The sequence below is a fragment of the Streptomyces sp. NPDC047917 genome, assembly GCF_043204345.1.
Taxonomy (GTDB): domain Bacteria; phylum Actinomycetota; class Actinomycetes; order Streptomycetales; family Streptomycetaceae; genus Streptomyces; species Streptomyces sanglieri.
In genome coordinates this window covers 109,469-125,967 of the sequence record NZ_JBIDCA010000017.1, presented here as the reverse complement: position 1 = coordinate 125,967, position 16,499 = coordinate 109,469, and the positions used below count along the sequence as shown (strand labels likewise).

Genomic DNA, 16,499 nt, shown 5'->3' with positions numbered 1-16,499 from the left:
CCAACCTTTGCGAGGTTTCCAGTGAGGATTCAGCGGGACCGGTTTCGGCACCCGGAAGGATACGTCCTCGATTACGAGGTGACCGTCCCCGACGTTGTCGAGAGTCCCTACCTGCACATCCTCTTCCACGGGTTCAGCCGCATCGAGAGGCATGTGCCACCGGTCTTCGCGCGCAAGCAGTGGAAGCAGGCGGAGCAGTCCGTATGTCTGTCCTTCTCCGACCCCATCCACATGTACACCCAGGCCTCGTGCTGCGGCTGGTTCCTGCTGGGCGAGGAGCAGTTCGCGCCACGGATGTACGACCTTCGCGCCACCCTGCTGGAACGCCACGGACTGCGCGGAACCGTGTGGCACGGCCTGTCGTCGGGTGGCTATGCGGCGCTCAAGCACTGCATGCGGGCGGGCGACGACGACCTCGCATTCGTCATCTCTCCGCACGACGACCCGAGGATTCTGCCCCAGTGGGAGCACGAGGCTGAGCCGTTCACCGGTCTTCCCGGCATGGCCGCTCCACAGAAGACGACCGACGTCATCGCCGACTGGGCCGCGCCGGATGCCGGACGCTACCTCCACGCCCTGGTGTCGGAGAAGGACTCCTACTTCGCGCTCCAGCACCTGCGTCCCATCATGGCCCGCCTGGGCGGCCACCCGAGCGCCCGGGCCGTCATGCTCCGCGACGGCCGTGGCCACGGCTTCATCCAGGACTCCGACTACGACTTCCAGCTCCAGCAGGCCGTCCACGGCTGGGAGAGCTATCGGGCACACCGCGACACCGTGGCGGTGAGCACCGCCGAGCAGTACAGGATGGAGGACGCAGTGTCCGAGGCCGAGGTCGTCCTGTCGACACCTCTCGCCCGGTTCGCCGGCGGTGAGACCAGGTTCCAGGTACCTGCGGGCACGTTCCGCGAGGTCATCGACAGCGTCTACGAGCGTCATCCAGCGCTGCGACAGCGCATAGCGGACGGCTCAGGCAGCTTCCTGCCCTTCGTGAATGTCTACCTCGGTGAGGAAAATATCCGCGAACTCGGCTCACTGGACGTCGTTGTCGCACCCCGGGCCACCGTGATGATCATGTCGGCGGTGGCCGGTGGCTAGCCCGGTACGGCGGCGGACCGTCCGTGAGGCAACGGCGGCGGACGCCGGGGCCATCCGTGAGATCTACGGGGGTGGTGACGTGGAGGAGTTCGCTCTCCGGGTGGTGGACCGCGCCACCGCGCCCGGCACCACGCACTACATCGCCGAGTCGGAAGGCCAGGTCGTCGCGGCCTTCGCCCTCACCGCCCTCGGTCGGTTGCGGCCCGAGGGAAAGAGCCGGCTGATCCTCCACGAAATCAAACTCCGGCCGAACATCCGGGGCACCGGCGTAGCCGAGGAGATCTTCGACTGGCTCGCGACAAGCCTCGGCGTGGGTACCGACCGGGAGCTGCTGGCGCTGACGCCGCTCGGCGCACGCCCTTCCGCCTTTGACGCGTTCGGGCTGTCCGAGTCCCACCAAGTGTTCCGGTGGCCGGTCGGGGACGGGGGTGAGCCGCGGTGACGCACCGCGTGTCCACCCAGGAGGAGTTCACTGGTTGGCTGGTCGGGCTGCGATCCTGGGCGGCCAAGTACCGGAACGACGACGGGCTCTGGCGCACGGCGGCAGCGCAGGGTCTGTTGTCCCTGGCCGTCCCCGAATCCGCGGGCGGCAGCGGCGCCGGATACGAAGCCGCGTGCCTGGCGCTGGAGGCGTTCGCCGAGGAGAGCGGGCTGAGCGGTTCGCCCTTCGCGATGGCCGCGCAGATGTGGGCCTGCCAGGAACCTCTGCTCGAATTCGGCAACAGGGCCCAGCAGGACCGGTATCTGACCCCGCTCCTCACCGGCACCGCGGTCGGCGCCTTCGCGGCCACCGAGTACGACTCCGGCTCCGACCTGCTGTCCCTACGCACCCGCGCCGACCGTGACGGCGAGGGACGCTGGCGGCTGAACGGAGCCAAGACCTTCGTCACCAACGGGCCGACGGCCGACCTCTTCCTCATCCTCGCTCGCACCGCCGAGGGCAGCGCCCTGTCCGGGCTCACCGGGTTCCTCGCCCCCCGGGGCACCGCCGGGCTTCACATCGGCACGGTCATCGACAAGACCGGGCTGGCGGGCGCGGACCTGGGGTCCCTGCACCTCGACGACTGTGTGCTCGACGACACCGATCTGCTCGGCGGCCCCGGCGGCGGATTCGCCGTCCTCATGCATGCCATGCGCCACGAGCGGGCGTTCATCCTCGCCCCGACGCTCGGTCTGATGGCCCGAGCACTGCGCCAGGCCGTGGAACACGCCCGGTCCCGCAGCCAGTTCGGCCATCCCCTGGCCTCGTACGACACGATCCGCCAGCGTCTTGTCCGCATGCACGTGAGTCTGACCAGTGCACGCGAGCTACTCCACGCCACCGCCCGCCGCGCTGACGCGGGCACCCTTGACCACGGCCGCTCCTCACTGACGAAACTTCATGTCAGTACTGAGTTCAACCGTTTCTGCCAGGAGCTTCCGGACGTATACGGCGGCTACGCGCTGCTGCCGGAGACGGGGGTGGCCGCCCTGCTGGCCGACGCGGTGGCCAGCAGGTACTACTCCGGAACCTCGGACATGCAGATGAAGATCATCGCGGAAGGGCTGGGTTTGTGATGGCTGAAGACTCCGTGCTGCGGACCGTGCTGGCAGCAGTCCGGGAGGTGGCGCCGGGAGCCGAGGTGAACGAGGACACCCAGCTGATCGCCCTCCGCGTCATTGACTCCCTGTCGCTGTTGAACCTGGTGGCGTTGCTGGAGAAGGAGTTCTCCATCACCGTGCGCGACTCGGAGATCCTCCCGGCTCATTTCGAGTCCCCGGTCGCCATCCGGGCGTTCCTGAGGTCCAAGGGGCACTCATGACTTCCAGCCGTTCGTTGGTGGACGACCTGCGTACGACCGCTGCCCGTCACGGCGGGCGCACCGCCGTCATCGACGGTACCGGCACGCTCAGCTACTCCCAGCTGGACGCCATGGCCGACCACATCGCCCTGGCGCTGCGTGATGCGGGCGTCCGACCAGGAGAATGCGTCGCCTGGCACGGCGCGAAGTCCTGCCTGGCGGTGTCGGCCGTGCACGGCATCCTCCGCTCCGGAGCAGGGTATGTGCCCGTCGATCCGGACGGCCCGATTGCCCGCGCCCGGCTCATCGCCGACCGCAGCCGGCCCCGTGTCATCGTGACGGACACCCCGGCCCGCGACCAGTGGCGCATGGTGGCTCCGGACCTCGTCTGGCAGACGCTGCCCACGGGGTCCCCGGCGGACGCATCCCTGTGGTACGCGATCCCGCCGGCCGCCCCACGCGCACCACTGCCGGATCTCGCCTATGTGTTCCACACCTCCGGCAGCACCGGCCACCCCAAGGGAGTGGTACACACGCATGCGAGCGCCTCGGCCTTCGTCGACTGGTCCGTCGACGAGCTGCGGCTCACCGCGCAGGACGTCATCATCAACTCGGCGCCCCTGCACTTCGACCCCACCACACTGCACCTGTTCGGCGCCGCGCGGGTGGGTGCCGCCGTCGCACTGATGCCCGCCTCGGCGGCGCCCTTCCCCGCCACCTACATCGACTTCTGCCGTCAGGTGGGCGGCACGGTCTGGTATGCCGTGACCTCGACCCTCGTCTGGCTCGCCCGCCGGGGCACAGACCTGCTACCGCAGCTCGGATCGCTGCGCGCCGCCGTGGTGGGCGGCGAGGTGCTGCCGCCGGCCGACGTGAACACCCTGTTCGCAGCCGTACCGGAGATACGGCTGCTCAACGTGTACGGGCCGACGGAGAGCAACGTCTGCACCTTCCAGGAGATCCGCGGGCCTCAGCCTCTCGATGCGGTTGTCCCCATCGGCCGGGTACTGCCCGGCGCAGAGGTTCTCGTGGTGGACGAGAACCTGGAACCGGTGCGGCCCGGCAGCGCGGGGCAACTGCTGGTCCGCGGCAGCATGCTGATGGAGGGCTACCTGGACCCGGAGCAGACGGCGCGAGCCTTCGTGCAGACCTCGGACGGCCATCAGTGGTACGCCACCGGGGACATGGCTCGGGAAGACGCGGCGGGCGAGCTCCAATTCCTCGGCCGCCAGGACGCCCAGGTCAAATCACGCGGCTTCCGGGTGGAACTGGGCGAAATCGAACGGCATCTGCTCACCCTCGACGGCATACACGAGTGTGTGGTCGTGGCCACACCGGATGCCCTCTACTCCACCGTAATCACCGCCTTCGTGAGCGCGGACGGCATCGACGACGTCAAGGCACTGCCCCACCTGCTGCGGGACCGGCTGCCGCACTACATGATCCCGCAACGGATCGTCATGGCCACGGGAGCGCTGCCGAGGAACTCCAACGGCAAGGTCGACCGGAAGGCGCTCACCGAGCTCGCCGCCCAGCCGGACCTGGGCGACAGCCCCGAGCTGACGATCGTCCATTGAAGAAGGGCCGTGTCCATGTCGCTCCCCTCATCGCCCGGTGTCGCCGCCGACGACGCCATCGACGACGCCGTCGAAGTCCTCAAGGTCCCTGATTTCAGACGGCTGTGGGCAGCGAACGGATTCCGGTACGCAGCCGTCGAGGTGGCCTCCTTCGCCCTGCCGGTCACCGCCCTGCTCCTGCTGCACGCACGGCCGCTGACGATGAGCCTGATCTTCGTATGCAGCAGAGCCGGGTTTCTCACCATCGGGCTGCCGGCCGGGGTGTGGATCGACCGCATGCGTAAGAAGCCCGTGCTGATCTGTGCCGACATCGTGTACGCGGCCGCGTTCGCCAGCGTGCCGATCGCCTACTTCCTGGGTGTGCTCGCCGTGCCCCAACTCGTCGCGGTGGCCCTGGTGGTGAGCCTGGCGGGCGTCTTCTTCGACGTGGCGCACAGCAGCGTGCTGCCCTACGTGCTCCCCCGGCGGCGGGTGGCTGACGGCAACGCCCGCCTTCAGAGCTCCGAGACTGCCATCCAGGCCGTCTCCCCCAGCATCGCCGGCGTGGTGACGCAGGGCGTGGCCGCCCCACTCCTGTACTGCTTCGCCGCGATCGGTCACCTCGTGTCGCTCCTGCTGCTGCGGCGGATCCAGCCGCAGGGCGACATCGCCCGGGGCCCGGCCGAGGCCGAGCAGAAGTTCGGGCGGGAGATCGCCGACGGGATACGTTTCCTGTTCCGGCAGCCCCTGTTGCGGCTGCTGCTCAATCAGGCCGCTCTCAACAACGTCGGTGCGGGCATCCTCCTGTCGATGCTGCCGATTTTCCTTCTGAAGGAGATCGGGGTGGCCACCTGGCTGTACGGGCTGCTGTCCACCCTCGGGGCTGTGGCCGGTTTCGCCACCTCCCTGCTGGCACCACGACTGCGCAGGCGCTTCGGTGAGATCCGCATGACGCTGGTCTTCTCCGGCCTGGCCCCGTTCGCCGTGCTGGCGGCACCACTCGCCGGAGTGTTCCGCCAGGCCGCGGTTCCTCTCATCGCGGTGGCGGAGGTCCTCATCGGCATCGCCATCGTCGGCAGGGCCGTATCCACCGCCGGGCTCCGCGCGCGGGTGACCCCCGACGCCTACATGGGCCGTGTGACGGCGGCGTACAGCGTGGTCATCCAGGGAGCCACCCCCCTCGGGGCGCTCGTCGGCGGCCTGATCGCCGGCTACTGGTCAACCGGCACCGCTCTGTGGGTCGGTGGGTCGGTGATGGCCCTTCCCCTCATCCTGCTGCTGCTCTCCCCCTTGCGCCGCCACCGCACGCTCCCGGCCGAGTGGGAGGTGTAACCCCGTGCACCAGCGACCACCCACCCCAGAGAAGCGACGAACAGTTCATACGGAGACACAAATGACCCCATTGGAACAGGCCGCTGCCGAGTACGAGGAGCGCGGCTTCGCGATCATCCGGAACGTTGTCCCCGAGGACCTCCTGCAAGAGGCACGCAGCCACGTCGAGTGGCTGACGGCCAAGTACCCGGAATTGCGCCCGGAGCACTTCCACCACCCGTTGATCCGCAACGACGCCTTCTGGGTCCGTCTGGTGTCGGACTCGCGCCTGGTGGACATCGCCGAGCACTTCCTCGGCCCGAGCCTCGCCTGCTTCACCGCGCACTACATCTGCAAGCCGCCGTACGACGGCCAGCCGGTGTTGTGGCACCAGGACGGCGCCTACTGGAAACTGGCACCGATGCAGGCGCTGACCGTCTGGCTGGCCGTCGACGAGAGCAACACGGAGAACGGCTGTCTGCGCATGATCCCCGGCAGCCACAGGTTGCCGCTGTACCCACCGAACCCGCGCACGGACGAGCCCAACATGCTCTTCTCGGAGGCCGACACCGATCTGGTCTCCCGATGGGCCGCGGAACAGGGCATAGTCGAAATCGAGTTGGCCCCCGGCGACGTTTCGATCCACCACCCACACCTGCTGCACTGCTCAGAGGCAAACACGTCGCCCAAGCGGCGCTGCGGGCTGGACATCGGCTACATCTCGACGTCGACCCTCATCGGAAGCCGGGGACTGTACCTGGACCCGGTGCTGGTCCGCGGGAGGCCCGTCGACGGCGTGAACACCTACCGGAAGCCGCCCCGGTACACGCCGGACGAGACCATCCCCTTCGCCGGGCACGACACCTGGAACGACCAGCCGGGCGTCGCTGCGGAAGGGCCCTCATCGGCGGAGTCCCCACTCGCGACGACCGAGCGCATGATCGACCGGCTGCAGGAGGGCACCGTTGCCCGCTGAAGCCCGCCCCGAGCAGAGGGTCGTCTACCTGCGCGACCGGGACGACGGCCAGCGCATGAAGGACGTCGTCTACGTCCACCCGCCGAGCTACAAGGGAGCTGAGTTCCCGAACCCGGCGGGACTGCCGCGCCCCGTGGTGGCCGGGCTTCCCTTCCCCTGGGTCACCCCCATGGGCACGAGTGGGCCGCTTTTCAGGGAGGTCGAGCGGGTCAAAGCAGAACTGTGCCGCCGCCTGTGGGGCTGTCAGGTCTGTGGAAACGACCTCGACACGACCGCCTGGGTAGCACTGGAGAGGCCCGAGGAGGGATCGCCGGTGATCACGTCCTCCGCGATCCACCGCACATGCCTGCGCCTCGCCGTGCGGCACTGCCCCGTCCTGGGCAATGCGGCCAACGGCTACACCTTCACCGAGGTGTTCGAGGACGACATCGCCACGGCCGCCGGCGAGCACAACCACGAGCGAGCCCCGAAGGCCCGATGGTATCTGCGGCCGGTCGCCGAAACCTCACAGCCCGACCGCCCCAGAGCCTTCCTCTCCCTCCCCCAGGTACTCGACGGGTCCTAAGGGCTGTCCCGCAATTCCTGGCGGGACAGCCCTTGGCTCGAATCAGTCGGGGACCTCGTAGCCGTCGATGTCAGCCGCCGGCGGGCTGCCGGGGCTCTGACCGGCGGATTCCATGCCGGTCCGGGGAAACCATGGAAGGCAGTCGGCGGCCGCGGCGCGGGCACCTCACCGGCACTGCCAGCAACTCGACGCCCTGCGCGGTTCGATGAGCGTTCGTCGAGCATTTCCCCAGGCTGCCCGGCGGGGCACGCCACGGTCGGCGGACGACGGTTCCGCCGAGGTCGAGTTGTGCACAGCCGGCCGCGGGCGCGCGCCCCGGTGCGGTGGACGGGCCCGGTTCGCCGGCCGCCTTCGATCGGTGCCCACGGTGTGCATGCGGGGCGCCCGTGGACCGGCACCGTACCCGGCACACCAACACAGCCCCATTCAAGTTAGGTTAGGCTAACCTGACCATTATCACTGCGTAAGGGGCTGCCGCCGTGTGGACGGATGCAAACAGAACGGGACAGATACGGCTCGCCGGGATCGCGGGCGTTCTGGCGTCGATCGCCTGGCTCGTCGGGGACATCCTGCTCCTGGGCAAACCCGTGGCATCGCCCGGCGATCACCCCCTGCTGAATGACTATGACGGTATGGCCGGCGCCTCACTGGCGGCCATGCTGTCGGCTTCCACGACCCGGCTGGCGTGGGGAGCGCTGCTCGGCGTGCTGACCGGTCCGCTCTATCTGGTCGCGTGCTGGCATCTGTACCAGGGGCTCCGCCCGGCGCGCCGGTTGCTCTCGCTGCCGCCGTTCTTGCTGCTGATCACGGGATTCGCCCTCGCCCCCTTCGCTCATGGCTCCTTCTTCTACTGGGGCCAGGCGGCCAAGGTGATCGACGCCTCCGGCGCACGGTCCGCCGAACTGGACGCCTTGCCGGGCGACTTGGCGGATGTGCTGTTCCTTCCGTACGCGGTGCTGCTGGCCTGCTGGGTGCTGGGCTCCGTCTGGATGGCGGTATGTGTGCTCCGGTGCACGACCGCCTTCCCCCGGTGGATGTGCGCCGTGAACCCACTGATCTGCGTCCCTGTCGGGGCCCTCGTCACCACATTGGCGCCCGGTCCCGTGGGGACCGCGATCCAGGGGGCCCAGCTGAGCATCGGAAATCTGCTGTTCTTCGCACTGTCGACCGTCGCGCTGTGGAACATCCGCCCGAGCGCCGAGGCGCACCGGCCGACACCGATACCCGCACCGAGCACGGCCGGGCCGGCGGAACGAGAGGTCCCGTCCGTGTGACCACCGGGGCACTTGTCACATCCCACGCCCCCTTGGCCGACGGGGGCGTGGACGCGCCGGTCCGAGCCCGTTCCGCATTCCGCCCGCTCCTTACCCGCGGCCGGAATGCGGGGGCCGCGGCCTGCGGACGGCAGACGCCGGCAGCGTCCCTGCCGTGCGCGGCCCTCGACCGGCGGCGGCCTGCGTGACGATGGTGATCTCGGTGAACCCGGCCTCTTCGAGGGCCCTCGTCCACACATGCTCCTTGAGCACCCGGCGGCGCATCGTGGCCGCTCCCCCTTCCGGTGTCCTTGCCGGGATGCCGGCGGGCACGACATCGGCCCGGTCGTGCTCGCCGCTCGGGTAGCCGAAAGGTCTTCGGGACGCTCCGGTCGGCGGCGGCGCGGGCCCGGCCGTAGTGGTGCCAGAGGTCTCCGGTGGTGGTCATCCGTCTCCTCCTGGCGGGCGCGGGCGCGGCTTCGCACCGTGCCCGCGGTAGAGATGGGCGGCGAGGGCGATGGCGGTGTGAGTGGCGGGGTGGGCGTCGTGGGGGCGCCAGATGAGGTGGACGGGGATGGGGTCGGCGTCGCGCAGGGGGCGGTAGGTGATGTCGTCGCGGCGGTATTGGGCGGCGGTGGCCTCGGCGGTCAGGCCGACGCAGCGGCCGGTGGCGATGGCGGCGAGCCAGTCGTCGATGTCGTGGGTGTACTCCACATCGGGCCGTGCCCCTTCGGGCCACAGGCCGAGGGTGGTGGTGCCGGTGCGGCGGTCGATGGCCAGGGTGCGGGTGGGGATCTCGGCCAGGCGGATGCTCCGGCGGCGGGCCCAGGGGTCGTCCGAGGCCAGTGCCACGCAACGGGTCTCGTGGCCGATCAGGGCATGAGCCCAGGGTCTGAGGTCGAGCGGGGCGCGGATGACGGCGAGATCGCACAGCCCCTCCGCGAGGCCGCCGGTGGGGGTGTTGTGGCGGATCAGGCGCAGGTCGGTCTCGGGGTGCTGTTCGTGCCAGCGGCGCTGGAACTCGGTGGTGTGGCTGCCGAAGGCGGACCAGGCGTGGCCGATGTGCAGGCGGGTACGGCCGGTGGCGGCTTCGTGGATGAGCTCGTCGGCACCGGCGAGCAGGACGCGGGCGCGGGCGAGCACCTGCACGCCCGCGGGAGTGGGCGCGACGCTGCGGCTGGTGCGATGCAGCAGACGCACCCCGAGCAGGCCCTCAAGGGCGGCGAGGGTGCGGGAGACGGCGGCCTGGGAGGTGCCGAGTTCGTGGGCGGCGTCGGTGAAAGTGCCGGTGTCGATGATGGCGACCAGGCACCGCAGGTGTTTCAGCTCCAGCGCCGGCGCGCCGCGCCGTTCGGCATCCGTACGGTCATCCATACCCCCAGCGTATCGATGGCCGCGTGAATGCATTTTTCGTATGCGGGTGGTGTGCTCATGGTGGTGGGTATGCACATCGACTCCGGCGCCTCCCCCACCGCGGTGCCTGCTCCCGCCACGCGCGACGGGGCCCGTGGCAAAGGGCGTTGGGGCGGGGTGGCGCTGATGCTGGGAAGCGGCCTGTCCAACCAGACGGGGGCCGCCATCGCGGCGCTGGCGTTCCCGGTCGTCGGACCGGTGGGTGTCGTGGCGGTCCGCCAGTGGGTGGCCGCTGCCGTGCTCGGCGCGGTCGGTAGGCCGCGGCCGGGCCGGTTCACCGCCGCGCAGTGGCGGCCGGTCCTGGGGCTCGGGCTGGTTTTCGCCACGATGAACCTGTCCTTGTACGTGGCGATCGAGCGGATCGGGCTCGGCCTGGCCGTCACCCTTGAGTTCCTGGGTCCGTTGACCGTGGCCCTGAGCGGCTCCCGCCGTCGCACCGACCTCGTCGCCGGCGTGGCGGCCGCGGGCGCGGTGGTGGTCCTCACCCGCCCCACCCCGTCCACCGACTACTCGGGCATCTGCCTGGCCTCACTGGCCGCGGTGTGCTGGGGCTGTTACATCCTGCTCAACCGGACCATCGGAGCCCGGCTGCCCGGTCTGGAGGGCTCGGCCGCCGCGGCGGCCGTCTCCGCAGCCTTCTACCTGCCCATCGGCGCCTGGGTGCTCTGGCACCACCGGCCCACGCCCGCGGCCCTGGGGTGTGCCCTGGCGGCCGGGGTGCTCTCCTCCGCGGTGCCGTTCCTCGCCGACCTGCTGGCCCTGCGCCGCGTCCCGGCGCACTTCTTCGGGGTGTTCATGAGCGTCAACCCCGTCTTCGCGGCCCTGGTCGGCCTCGTCGTCCTGGGGCAGCGCCTCGATCACCTCGCCTGGCTCGCGATCGCCGTGATCGTCGCTGCCAACACCGCCGTGGTCTCCACCGCCCACCGTCCCGCCGCCCGACGGCATACGGCGTGAAGGCGCCGAGCAGCGCCGAGTACGGAATCGGCCGGTCAGACGTGCAGGGTGCCGTCGAGGACGGTCACCGCGTACCCGGTGAGATGGACGCGGTCACCGTGCACCGCGGTCCTGACAAGCCCGGTGCGCGCGGACACCTGCAGGCCGGTGAGCCCGTTGCGGGCCGTCCGCGCCGACCAGTAGGGCGCCAGGGCGGTGTGGGCGCTGCCCGTGACCGGATCCTCCAGGATGCCTTCGGCGGGTGAGAAGAAGCGGGAGACGAAGTCGTACCCCAGGCCGGGTCCGGGCGCCGGCGCCGTGATGATGACGCCGCGCAGGCCCTCACGACGGGTCAGGTCGGCCATCGCGTCGAGGTCGGGCGTCACGGCCCGGACGGTGGCCTCGTCGGGCAGGACGGTCAGCAGGTCGCCGAGCGCACCGGTACGGAAGGTGGCCTCCGGCTTCACCCCCAGGGCCTCCGGCAGGCCCGCCGGCACCGGGACCTCCGTGCCGGGCGCGGCCGGGAAGTCCAGGGTGATGCTGCCGTCCTCGTGCGCATGCGCGGTGAGGATGCCGCTGAACCGGCTGCGGAACCGCAGCTCGCCGGCAACCCCCAGCTCCCGCCGCAGCGTGTGCGCGGCGGCCAATGTGGCATGGCCGCACAGATTGGTCTCGACGAGTGGGGCGAACCAACGAATCTCCCAGCCGGCGTCCTCTCCGGCGGGAAGCTGCCGCACGAAGGCGGTCTCCGAGTGGTTCATCTCGGCGGCCACCTGCTGCATCCAGGCGGCCTCGGGCCAGTCTCCGGAGTCGAGCAGGCACACACCCGCAGGGTTCCCGGCAAAGGGACGGTCGGTGAAGGCGTCTACGACGTGGATTCGCATGTCGCGACGATATCGACGCCAATCACAGCCGAACCAAGTCCAATCCGAGGAAAGTGGACTGAAATCTGATTCGGAGCCGCTGCTGGAACGACACGGCGAAGGCGCCCGGTCCCCCGCGGGCGCCTTCGCGCACCGGGGGCCGGACGTCCTGGCCGGTTCGCCGTTACGCGTCCTCGTCGTCGACCCAGCTCATGAGCTTGCGCAGCTCGCGGCCGGTGGTCTCCAGGAGGTGGTCGCTGTCGGCCTTCTTGTACTCGTTGTACTTGGGCAGGCCGTTGTGGTACTCGGCCATCCAGGCCTTGGCGAAGGTGCCGTCCTGGATCTCGGCGAGGACCTTCTTCATCTCGGCCTTGGTGGCGTCGGTGATGATCCGCGGGCCGGTGACGTAGTCGCCCCACTCGGCGGTCTCCGAGATCGACCAGCGCATCTTCTCCAGACCGCCCTCGTACATCAGGTCCACGATGAGCTTCAGCTCGTGCAGGCACTCGAAGTACGCGATCTCCGGCTGGTATCCGGCCTCGGTCAGCGTCTCGAAACCGGCCTTCACCAGAGCGGCGGTACCACCGCACAGAACGGCCTGCTCACCGAACAGGTCGGTCTCGGTCTCCTCGGTGAACGTCGTCCTGATGACGCCGGCCCGGGTGCCGCCGATCGCCTTCGCGTACGACAGGGCCAGCGCCAGGCCGTTGCCCGAGGGGTCCTGCTCGACGGCCACGATGCACGGGACGCCGCGGCCCTCCTCGTACTGGCGCCGGACCAGGTGGCCCGGACCCTTCGGCGCGACCATGCAGACGTCGACATCGGCCGGCGGCTTGATGAAGTCGAAGCGGATGTTCAGGCCGTGACCGAAGAACAGCGCGTCGCCGGCCTTCAGGTTGTCCTTGACGGACTCCTCGTAGACCTGGGCCTGGATCGGGTCCGGGACCAGGATCATGATGACGTCCGCCTCGGCCGCGGCCTCGGACGGCGTCACCACGCGCAGGCCCTGCTCCTCGGCCTTCGCCCTGGACTTCGAGCCCTCGTGCAGACCGACACGGACATCGACACCCGAGTCACGGAGCGACAGCGCGTGGGCGTGGCCCTGGCTGCCGTAACCGATCACCGCGACCTTGCGGCCCTGGATGATGGACAGGTCGGCATCGTCGTCGTAGAACAGCTCGGCGGACATAGTGGTTCTCCTTGATTCCTTTGGACGTGAGGGTGTGCGGACGGGATCGGCCGGAGGTGGCGGTGGGCCAGGGTCTTCCGTCTGGATCGGGCCTGGTCAGGGACCGGGGCACGCGGGCCCGGCGTGATCCGGACGAGAGTCCCTAGGCGCTCTGCGCGTCGGCCGTCGCCCCGACGGTTCCGGTGGCCGGTGTGAGGCGGATCGGGCGTGCCTCGCGGGCGGAGCGGTCGGCCAGGGCCCGGGAGCCGCGGCCGATCGCGATCGCGCCGGACTGGACGAGTTCCTTGATGCCGAAGGTGGCGAGCATCCGGAGCATCGCGTCGAGCTTGTCGCCGGAGCCGGTCGCTTCGAGGGTGACGGCGTCGGGCGAGACGTCGACGGTTCTGGCCCGGAACAGCTCGGCGATCTGGATGATCTGGGCCCGGGTGCCGTTGCCGGCGCTCACCTTCACCAGGACCAGCTCGCGCTGGACGGCGGAGTCCGCCTCCAGCTCGACGATCTTCAGGACGTTGACCAGCTTGTTGAGCTGCTTGGTCACCTGTTCCAGGGCCAGTTCGTGATCGACCCTGACGACGATGGTGATGCGGGAGAGCTCCGGGTGTTCGGTGGTGCCGACCGCGAGCGAGTCGATGTTGAAGCCGCGGCGCGAGAACAGGGCGGCGACACGGGCCAGGATGCCGGGCGTGTCCTCGACCAGGACGGAGAGCGTGTGCTGGGACATGTCAGAGGGTCCTCTCAGTCGTCCGCAAAGTCGCCGAAGTCGGGGCGTACGTCGCGTGCGGCCATGATGTCGTCGTTGGAGGTGCCGGCAGGGACCATCGGCCACACCATCGCGTCCTCGTGGACGATGAAGTCCACCACGACGGGGCGGTCGTTGATCGCGTTGGCCTTGTCGATGATCGCGTCGAGCTCGTAGGGGTTCTCGCAGCGCAGGCCCACACAGCCCATCGCCTCGGAGAGCTGGACGAAGTCCGGGACCCGGGTGCCGTGGTTGGCGGCGGAACCCACTCCGCGGGTCGATCCGGTGGTGGCGTTGGTGGCTCCGTCGTGCAGCACGGTGTTGGAGAACCGTGCTCCGTAGAAGAGGTTCTGCCACTGGCGGACCATCCCGAGGGCGCCGTTGTTGATGATCGCGACCTTGATCGGGATGTTGTTGAGCGCGCAGGTGGTGAGTTCCTGGTTGGTCATCTGGAAGCAGCCGTCGCCGTCGATCGCCCAGACCGTCCGCTCGGGGCGGCCGGCCTTCGCGCCCATCGCCGCCGGGACCGCGTACCCCATCGTTCCGGCGCCGCCCGAGTTGAACCAGGTGCCCGGCTCCTCGTGCGGCAGGAACTGCGCCGCCCACATCTGGTGCTGCCCCACACCGGAGGCGAACAGCGTTCCTTCGGGTGCGAGCAGACCGATCCGCTCGATGACCTGCTGCGGGGAGAGCAGGCCCGGATCGGCGGGCAGTTCGTAGCCGCGCCGGTAGGTGGCGCGCCAGTGGTTCAGGTCCCGCCACCACGCCGTGTATCCCGTTCGGGCGGCCTCACCGACGCGGCCCTCCTCCCGCTCGGCGTGCACGGCGGCGGTCAGGGCGAGCAGGACCTCGCGGGCGTCCCCGACGATCGGTACGTCGGCGACCCGGTTCTTGGAGATCTCCGCCGGGTCGATGTCGGCGTGGACGACCTTGGCGTGCGGGGCGAAGCTGTCCAGCCTGCCGGTGACGCGGTCGTCGAAACGGGCCCCGAGGGCGACGATCAGGTCGGCCTTCTGCAGCGCCGCGACCGCCGCGACGTCCCCGTGCATCCCGGGCATCCCCACGTGCTGCGGGTGGCTGCCCGGGAAGGCACCGAGCGCCATCAGGGTGGTGACCACGGGGGCGCCGGTCAGCTCGGCCAGGGCGCGCAGCTCGGCGGTGGCCCGCGCCTTGAGCACCCCGCCGCCGACGTAGAGGACCGGGCGGCCGGCAGCGCTGATCAGCTTGGCGGCCTCGCGGATCTGCTTCGCGTGCGGCTTGGTGACCGGACGGTAGCCCGGCAGGTCCGTGGCCGTCGGCCAGCGGAAGGTGGTGGCCGCCTGGAGCGCGTCCTTGGTGATGTCGATGAGCACCGGCCCGGGGCGGCCGGTCGAGGCGATGCGGAACGCCTCGGCGACCGTGCGCGGGATGTCGTCGGCGTTCGTGACCAGGAAGTTGTGCTTGGTGATCGGCATGGTGATGCCGACGATGTCCGCCTCCTGGAAGGCGTCCGTGCCGATCGCGCCGGAGGGGACCTGGCCGGTGATCGCGACCAGCGGTACGGAGTCCATGTACGCGTCCGCGATCGGGGTCACCAGATTGGTGGCGCCCGGCCCCGAGGTCGCCATGCACACCCCGACCCTGCCGGTGGCCTGCGCGTACCCGGTGGCCGCGTGCCCGGCGCCCTGCTCGTGGCGGACCAGCACATGACGGACCCGTTCCGAGTCCATCAACGGGTCGTACGCCGGAAGGATGCAGCCGCCGGGGATCCCGAACACGGTGTCCGCGCCGGCCTCCTCCAGCGAGCGGATGAGGGACTGGGCGCCCGTCACGTGCTCGGCGCCGGAGTCGGGCTGCCCGGTGGTGCGGGGCAGCACTTGCGGGAGGAGGGCCGCGGGGGCCTGCTGCGCAGCGTTTGACATCGTCAGTTCCAAAAGTCCGTAGGGATGTTGGTGAGGACGTTGCGGTGATCGGCAGCCGCGGCGGGAGCGGCCGGATGGTGCGTGCCCGCCGCCGGGTGATCACCGCGTCGGTGCACCCGGCGGACCCGACGGGCGGTCAGGGCGGGGTTCTCGTCCTCTGGAGGGCGTCGCAGGTGTGCCGTACGAGGTCGAGCCCGGCGAGCCTGCGGACGAGCGGGCCCTCCACGGTCAGTTCGCCCCGTACCGCCACCGCCGCCGCGTAGCCCCGGTCCACCGGTACGTCGAGCAGGGTCCAGCCGGACGGCGGGTACGGGCCGTCGGGGCGTCCCGATCCGACGTAGTCGAGCGAGGGATCGCGGCCCAGACCGGTGCCGAGGCCCTTGAGGTAGGCCTCCTTCCGGGTCCACAGCCGGGCCAGGGCCCGGGGCCTGGCCGGCGGGCTCAGCGCCGCCAGTTCGGCCTGCTCGTCCACGTGCAGCATCGCGGCGAGGTCGGCGGTGCCGTCCTCGTCCGGCACCAGTTCCACATCGACCCCGATGGGGGCCGCCGCGGTTCCGACGACGGCGAGATCGCCGCGGTGGGACAGCGAGAAGAACAGCCGGTCGCCGGCGTCGAGCACGGTGGGCCGGCCGTGCGGTCCGCCGCAGCAGGGACAGGTGTCCCGGCCCAGGTGGACCTCTTCGGGGCGCAGGCTCAGGTACGAGCCGAGCAGCCGGCGAAGGGCGACATGCGCGGCCGTGAACCGGGTCCGGTCGGCGGCGTGCATGAGGGTGGCGGCACGCTGACGCTCGGTCGCGTCGAGTACCTGTTCGTCCAGGATGCCGATGGGGACATCCGAGACCCTCAGGAGCCAGAGGTCGAGCGAGCCTGGGGGTGGCAGCTCGCGGACGACCCACGGCAGGGTTTGTTCCACGGGGTCTCTCC

The 16,499-nt window shown here is 70.1% G+C and carries 16 protein-coding genes; 10 read left to right on the top strand and 6 right to left on the bottom strand.

The window, feature by feature from the left end; all coding sequences use genetic code 11:
- The first annotated feature begins 78 nt into the window (after window positions 1-78).
- The 9 genes from ACGF8B_RS35345 (at window position 79) to ACGF8B_RS35305 (ending at window position 8,558) form a co-directional block, all read left to right on the top strand.
- Window positions 79-1,095, top strand: a complete 1,017-nt coding sequence (locus tag ACGF8B_RS35345) for a hypothetical protein (RefSeq protein ID WP_392746363.1) — start codon at window positions 79-81, stop codon at window positions 1,093-1,095.
- A complete protein-coding gene (locus ACGF8B_RS35340) occupies window positions 1,088-1,537 on the top strand; it encodes a hypothetical protein (protein ID WP_392746362.1) in 450 nt (149 codons plus the stop codon). Before ACGF8B_RS35345 ends, ACGF8B_RS35340 begins: the two co-directional genes overlap by 8 nt.
- Window positions 1,534-2,652, top strand: coding sequence for an acyl-CoA dehydrogenase family protein (locus ACGF8B_RS35335; RefSeq protein ID WP_392746361.1), 1,119 nt, complete (start codon window positions 1,534-1,536; stop codon window positions 2,650-2,652). Before ACGF8B_RS35340 ends, ACGF8B_RS35335 begins: the two co-directional genes overlap by 4 nt.
- Window positions 2,652-2,897 (top strand): phosphopantetheine-binding protein, encoded by a 246-nt coding sequence (locus ACGF8B_RS35330; protein WP_392746360.1) that lies wholly within the window; start codon window positions 2,652-2,654, stop codon window positions 2,895-2,897. Before ACGF8B_RS35335 ends, ACGF8B_RS35330 begins: the two co-directional genes overlap by 1 nt.
- A complete protein-coding gene (locus ACGF8B_RS35325) occupies window positions 2,894-4,453 on the top strand; it encodes an amino acid adenylation domain-containing protein (RefSeq protein ID WP_392746359.1) in 1,560 nt (519 codons plus the stop codon). The genes ACGF8B_RS35330 and ACGF8B_RS35325 overlap by 4 nt, the downstream gene beginning before the upstream one ends.
- 15 nt (window positions 4,454-4,468) lie before the next feature.
- Complete coding sequence (locus ACGF8B_RS35320) at window positions 4,469-5,764, top strand: MFS transporter (protein WP_392746358.1); 1,296 nt, start codon at window positions 4,469-4,471, stop codon at window positions 5,762-5,764.
- Between the two features lie 61 nt (window positions 5,765-5,825).
- Window positions 5,826-6,719, top strand: coding sequence for a phytanoyl-CoA dioxygenase family protein (locus ACGF8B_RS35315; RefSeq protein WP_392746357.1), 894 nt, complete (start codon window positions 5,826-5,828; stop codon window positions 6,717-6,719).
- On the top strand, window positions 6,709-7,284 hold the full coding sequence (locus ACGF8B_RS35310; protein ID WP_392746356.1) for a hypothetical protein: 576 nt from the start codon (window positions 6,709-6,711) through the stop codon (window positions 7,282-7,284). The genes ACGF8B_RS35315 and ACGF8B_RS35310 overlap by 11 nt, the downstream gene beginning before the upstream one ends.
- Before the next feature lie 479 nt (window positions 7,285-7,763).
- Window positions 7,764-8,558: a DUF6796 family protein gene (locus ACGF8B_RS35305; RefSeq protein WP_392746354.1), complete on the top strand. Its 795-nt coding sequence runs from the start codon at window positions 7,764-7,766 to the stop codon at window positions 8,556-8,558.
- A gap of 423 nt (window positions 8,559-8,981) precedes the next feature.
- Here ACGF8B_RS35305 and ACGF8B_RS35300 read toward each other — a convergent pair whose 3' ends face one another.
- Window positions 8,982-9,911 (bottom strand): LysR family transcriptional regulator, encoded by a 930-nt coding sequence (locus tag ACGF8B_RS35300; RefSeq protein ID WP_392746352.1) that lies wholly within the window; start codon window positions 9,909-9,911, stop codon window positions 8,982-8,984.
- A 69-nt stretch (window positions 9,912-9,980) separates the two neighbouring features.
- Between ACGF8B_RS35300 and ACGF8B_RS35295 the strand changes: the two genes are divergently transcribed.
- On the top strand, window positions 9,981-10,904 hold the full coding sequence (locus ACGF8B_RS35295) for a DMT family transporter (RefSeq protein WP_392746351.1): 924 nt from the start codon (window positions 9,981-9,983) through the stop codon (window positions 10,902-10,904).
- A 35-nt stretch (window positions 10,905-10,939) separates the two neighbouring features.
- Here the strand turns inward: ACGF8B_RS35295 and ACGF8B_RS35290 are convergent, their stop codons facing one another.
- The 5 genes from ACGF8B_RS35290 to ACGF8B_RS35270 all read right to left on the bottom strand — a co-directional run bounded on the left by ACGF8B_RS35290 (window position 10,940) and on the right by ACGF8B_RS35270 (window position 16,488).
- Window positions 10,940-11,767, bottom strand: coding sequence for a PhzF family phenazine biosynthesis protein (locus ACGF8B_RS35290; RefSeq protein WP_392746350.1), 828 nt, complete (start codon window positions 11,765-11,767; stop codon window positions 10,940-10,942).
- Between the two features lie 163 nt (window positions 11,768-11,930).
- The gene (gene ilvC / locus ACGF8B_RS35285) at window positions 11,931-12,935 is read right to left on the bottom strand and encodes a ketol-acid reductoisomerase (RefSeq protein ID WP_392746349.1); all 1,005 of its coding nucleotides are present in this window, start codon (window positions 12,933-12,935) and stop codon (window positions 11,931-11,933) included.
- Between the two features lie 142 nt (window positions 12,936-13,077).
- Entirely contained in the window at window positions 13,078-13,656 is a 579-nt protein-coding gene (ilvN, locus tag ACGF8B_RS35280; protein ID WP_392746348.1) for an acetolactate synthase small subunit, read from the bottom strand.
- A gap of 14 nt (window positions 13,657-13,670) precedes the next feature.
- Window positions 13,671-15,575, bottom strand: a complete 1,905-nt coding sequence (locus ACGF8B_RS35275; RefSeq protein ID WP_392746347.1) for an acetolactate synthase large subunit — start codon at window positions 15,573-15,575, stop codon at window positions 13,671-13,673.
- A 136-nt stretch (window positions 15,576-15,711) separates the two neighbouring features.
- Complete coding sequence (locus tag ACGF8B_RS35270; protein WP_392746345.1) at window positions 15,712-16,488, bottom strand: 4'-phosphopantetheinyl transferase family protein; 777 nt, start codon at window positions 16,486-16,488, stop codon at window positions 15,712-15,714.
- Between the last annotated feature and the right edge of the window lie 11 nt (window positions 16,489-16,499).

Bases quoted from the DNA above. Each gene is read 5' to 3' on its own strand.
- ACGF8B_RS35315 (WP_392746357.1), top strand. From the start codon at position 5,826: ATGACCCCATTGGAACAGGCCGCTGCCGAGTACGAGGAGCGCGGCTTC.
- ilvC (WP_392746349.1), bottom strand. From the start codon at position 12,935: ATGTCCGCCGAGCTGTTCTACGACGACGATGCCGACCTGTCCATCATC.
- ACGF8B_RS35275 (WP_392746347.1), bottom strand. From the start codon at position 15,575: ATGTCAAACGCTGCGCAGCAGGCCCCCGCGGCCCTCCTCCCGCAAGTG.
- ACGF8B_RS35330 (WP_392746360.1), top strand. From the start codon at position 2,652: ATGGCTGAAGACTCCGTGCTGCGGACCGTGCTGGCAGCAGTCCGGGAG.
- ACGF8B_RS35325 (WP_392746359.1), top strand. From the start codon at position 2,894: ATGACTTCCAGCCGTTCGTTGGTGGACGACCTGCGTACGACCGCTGCC.
- ACGF8B_RS35295 (WP_392746351.1), top strand. From the start codon at position 9,981: ATGCACATCGACTCCGGCGCCTCCCCCACCGCGGTGCCTGCTCCCGCC.
- ACGF8B_RS35300 (WP_392746352.1), bottom strand. From the start codon at position 9,911: ATGGATGACCGTACGGATGCCGAACGGCGCGGCGCGCCGGCGCTGGAG.
- ACGF8B_RS35290 (WP_392746350.1), bottom strand. From the start codon at position 11,767: ATGCGAATCCACGTCGTAGACGCCTTCACCGACCGTCCCTTTGCCGGG.
- ACGF8B_RS35320 (WP_392746358.1), top strand. From the start codon at position 4,469: ATGTCGCTCCCCTCATCGCCCGGTGTCGCCGCCGACGACGCCATCGAC.
- ilvN (WP_392746348.1), bottom strand. From the start codon at position 13,656: ATGTCCCAGCACACGCTCTCCGTCCTGGTCGAGGACACGCCCGGCATC.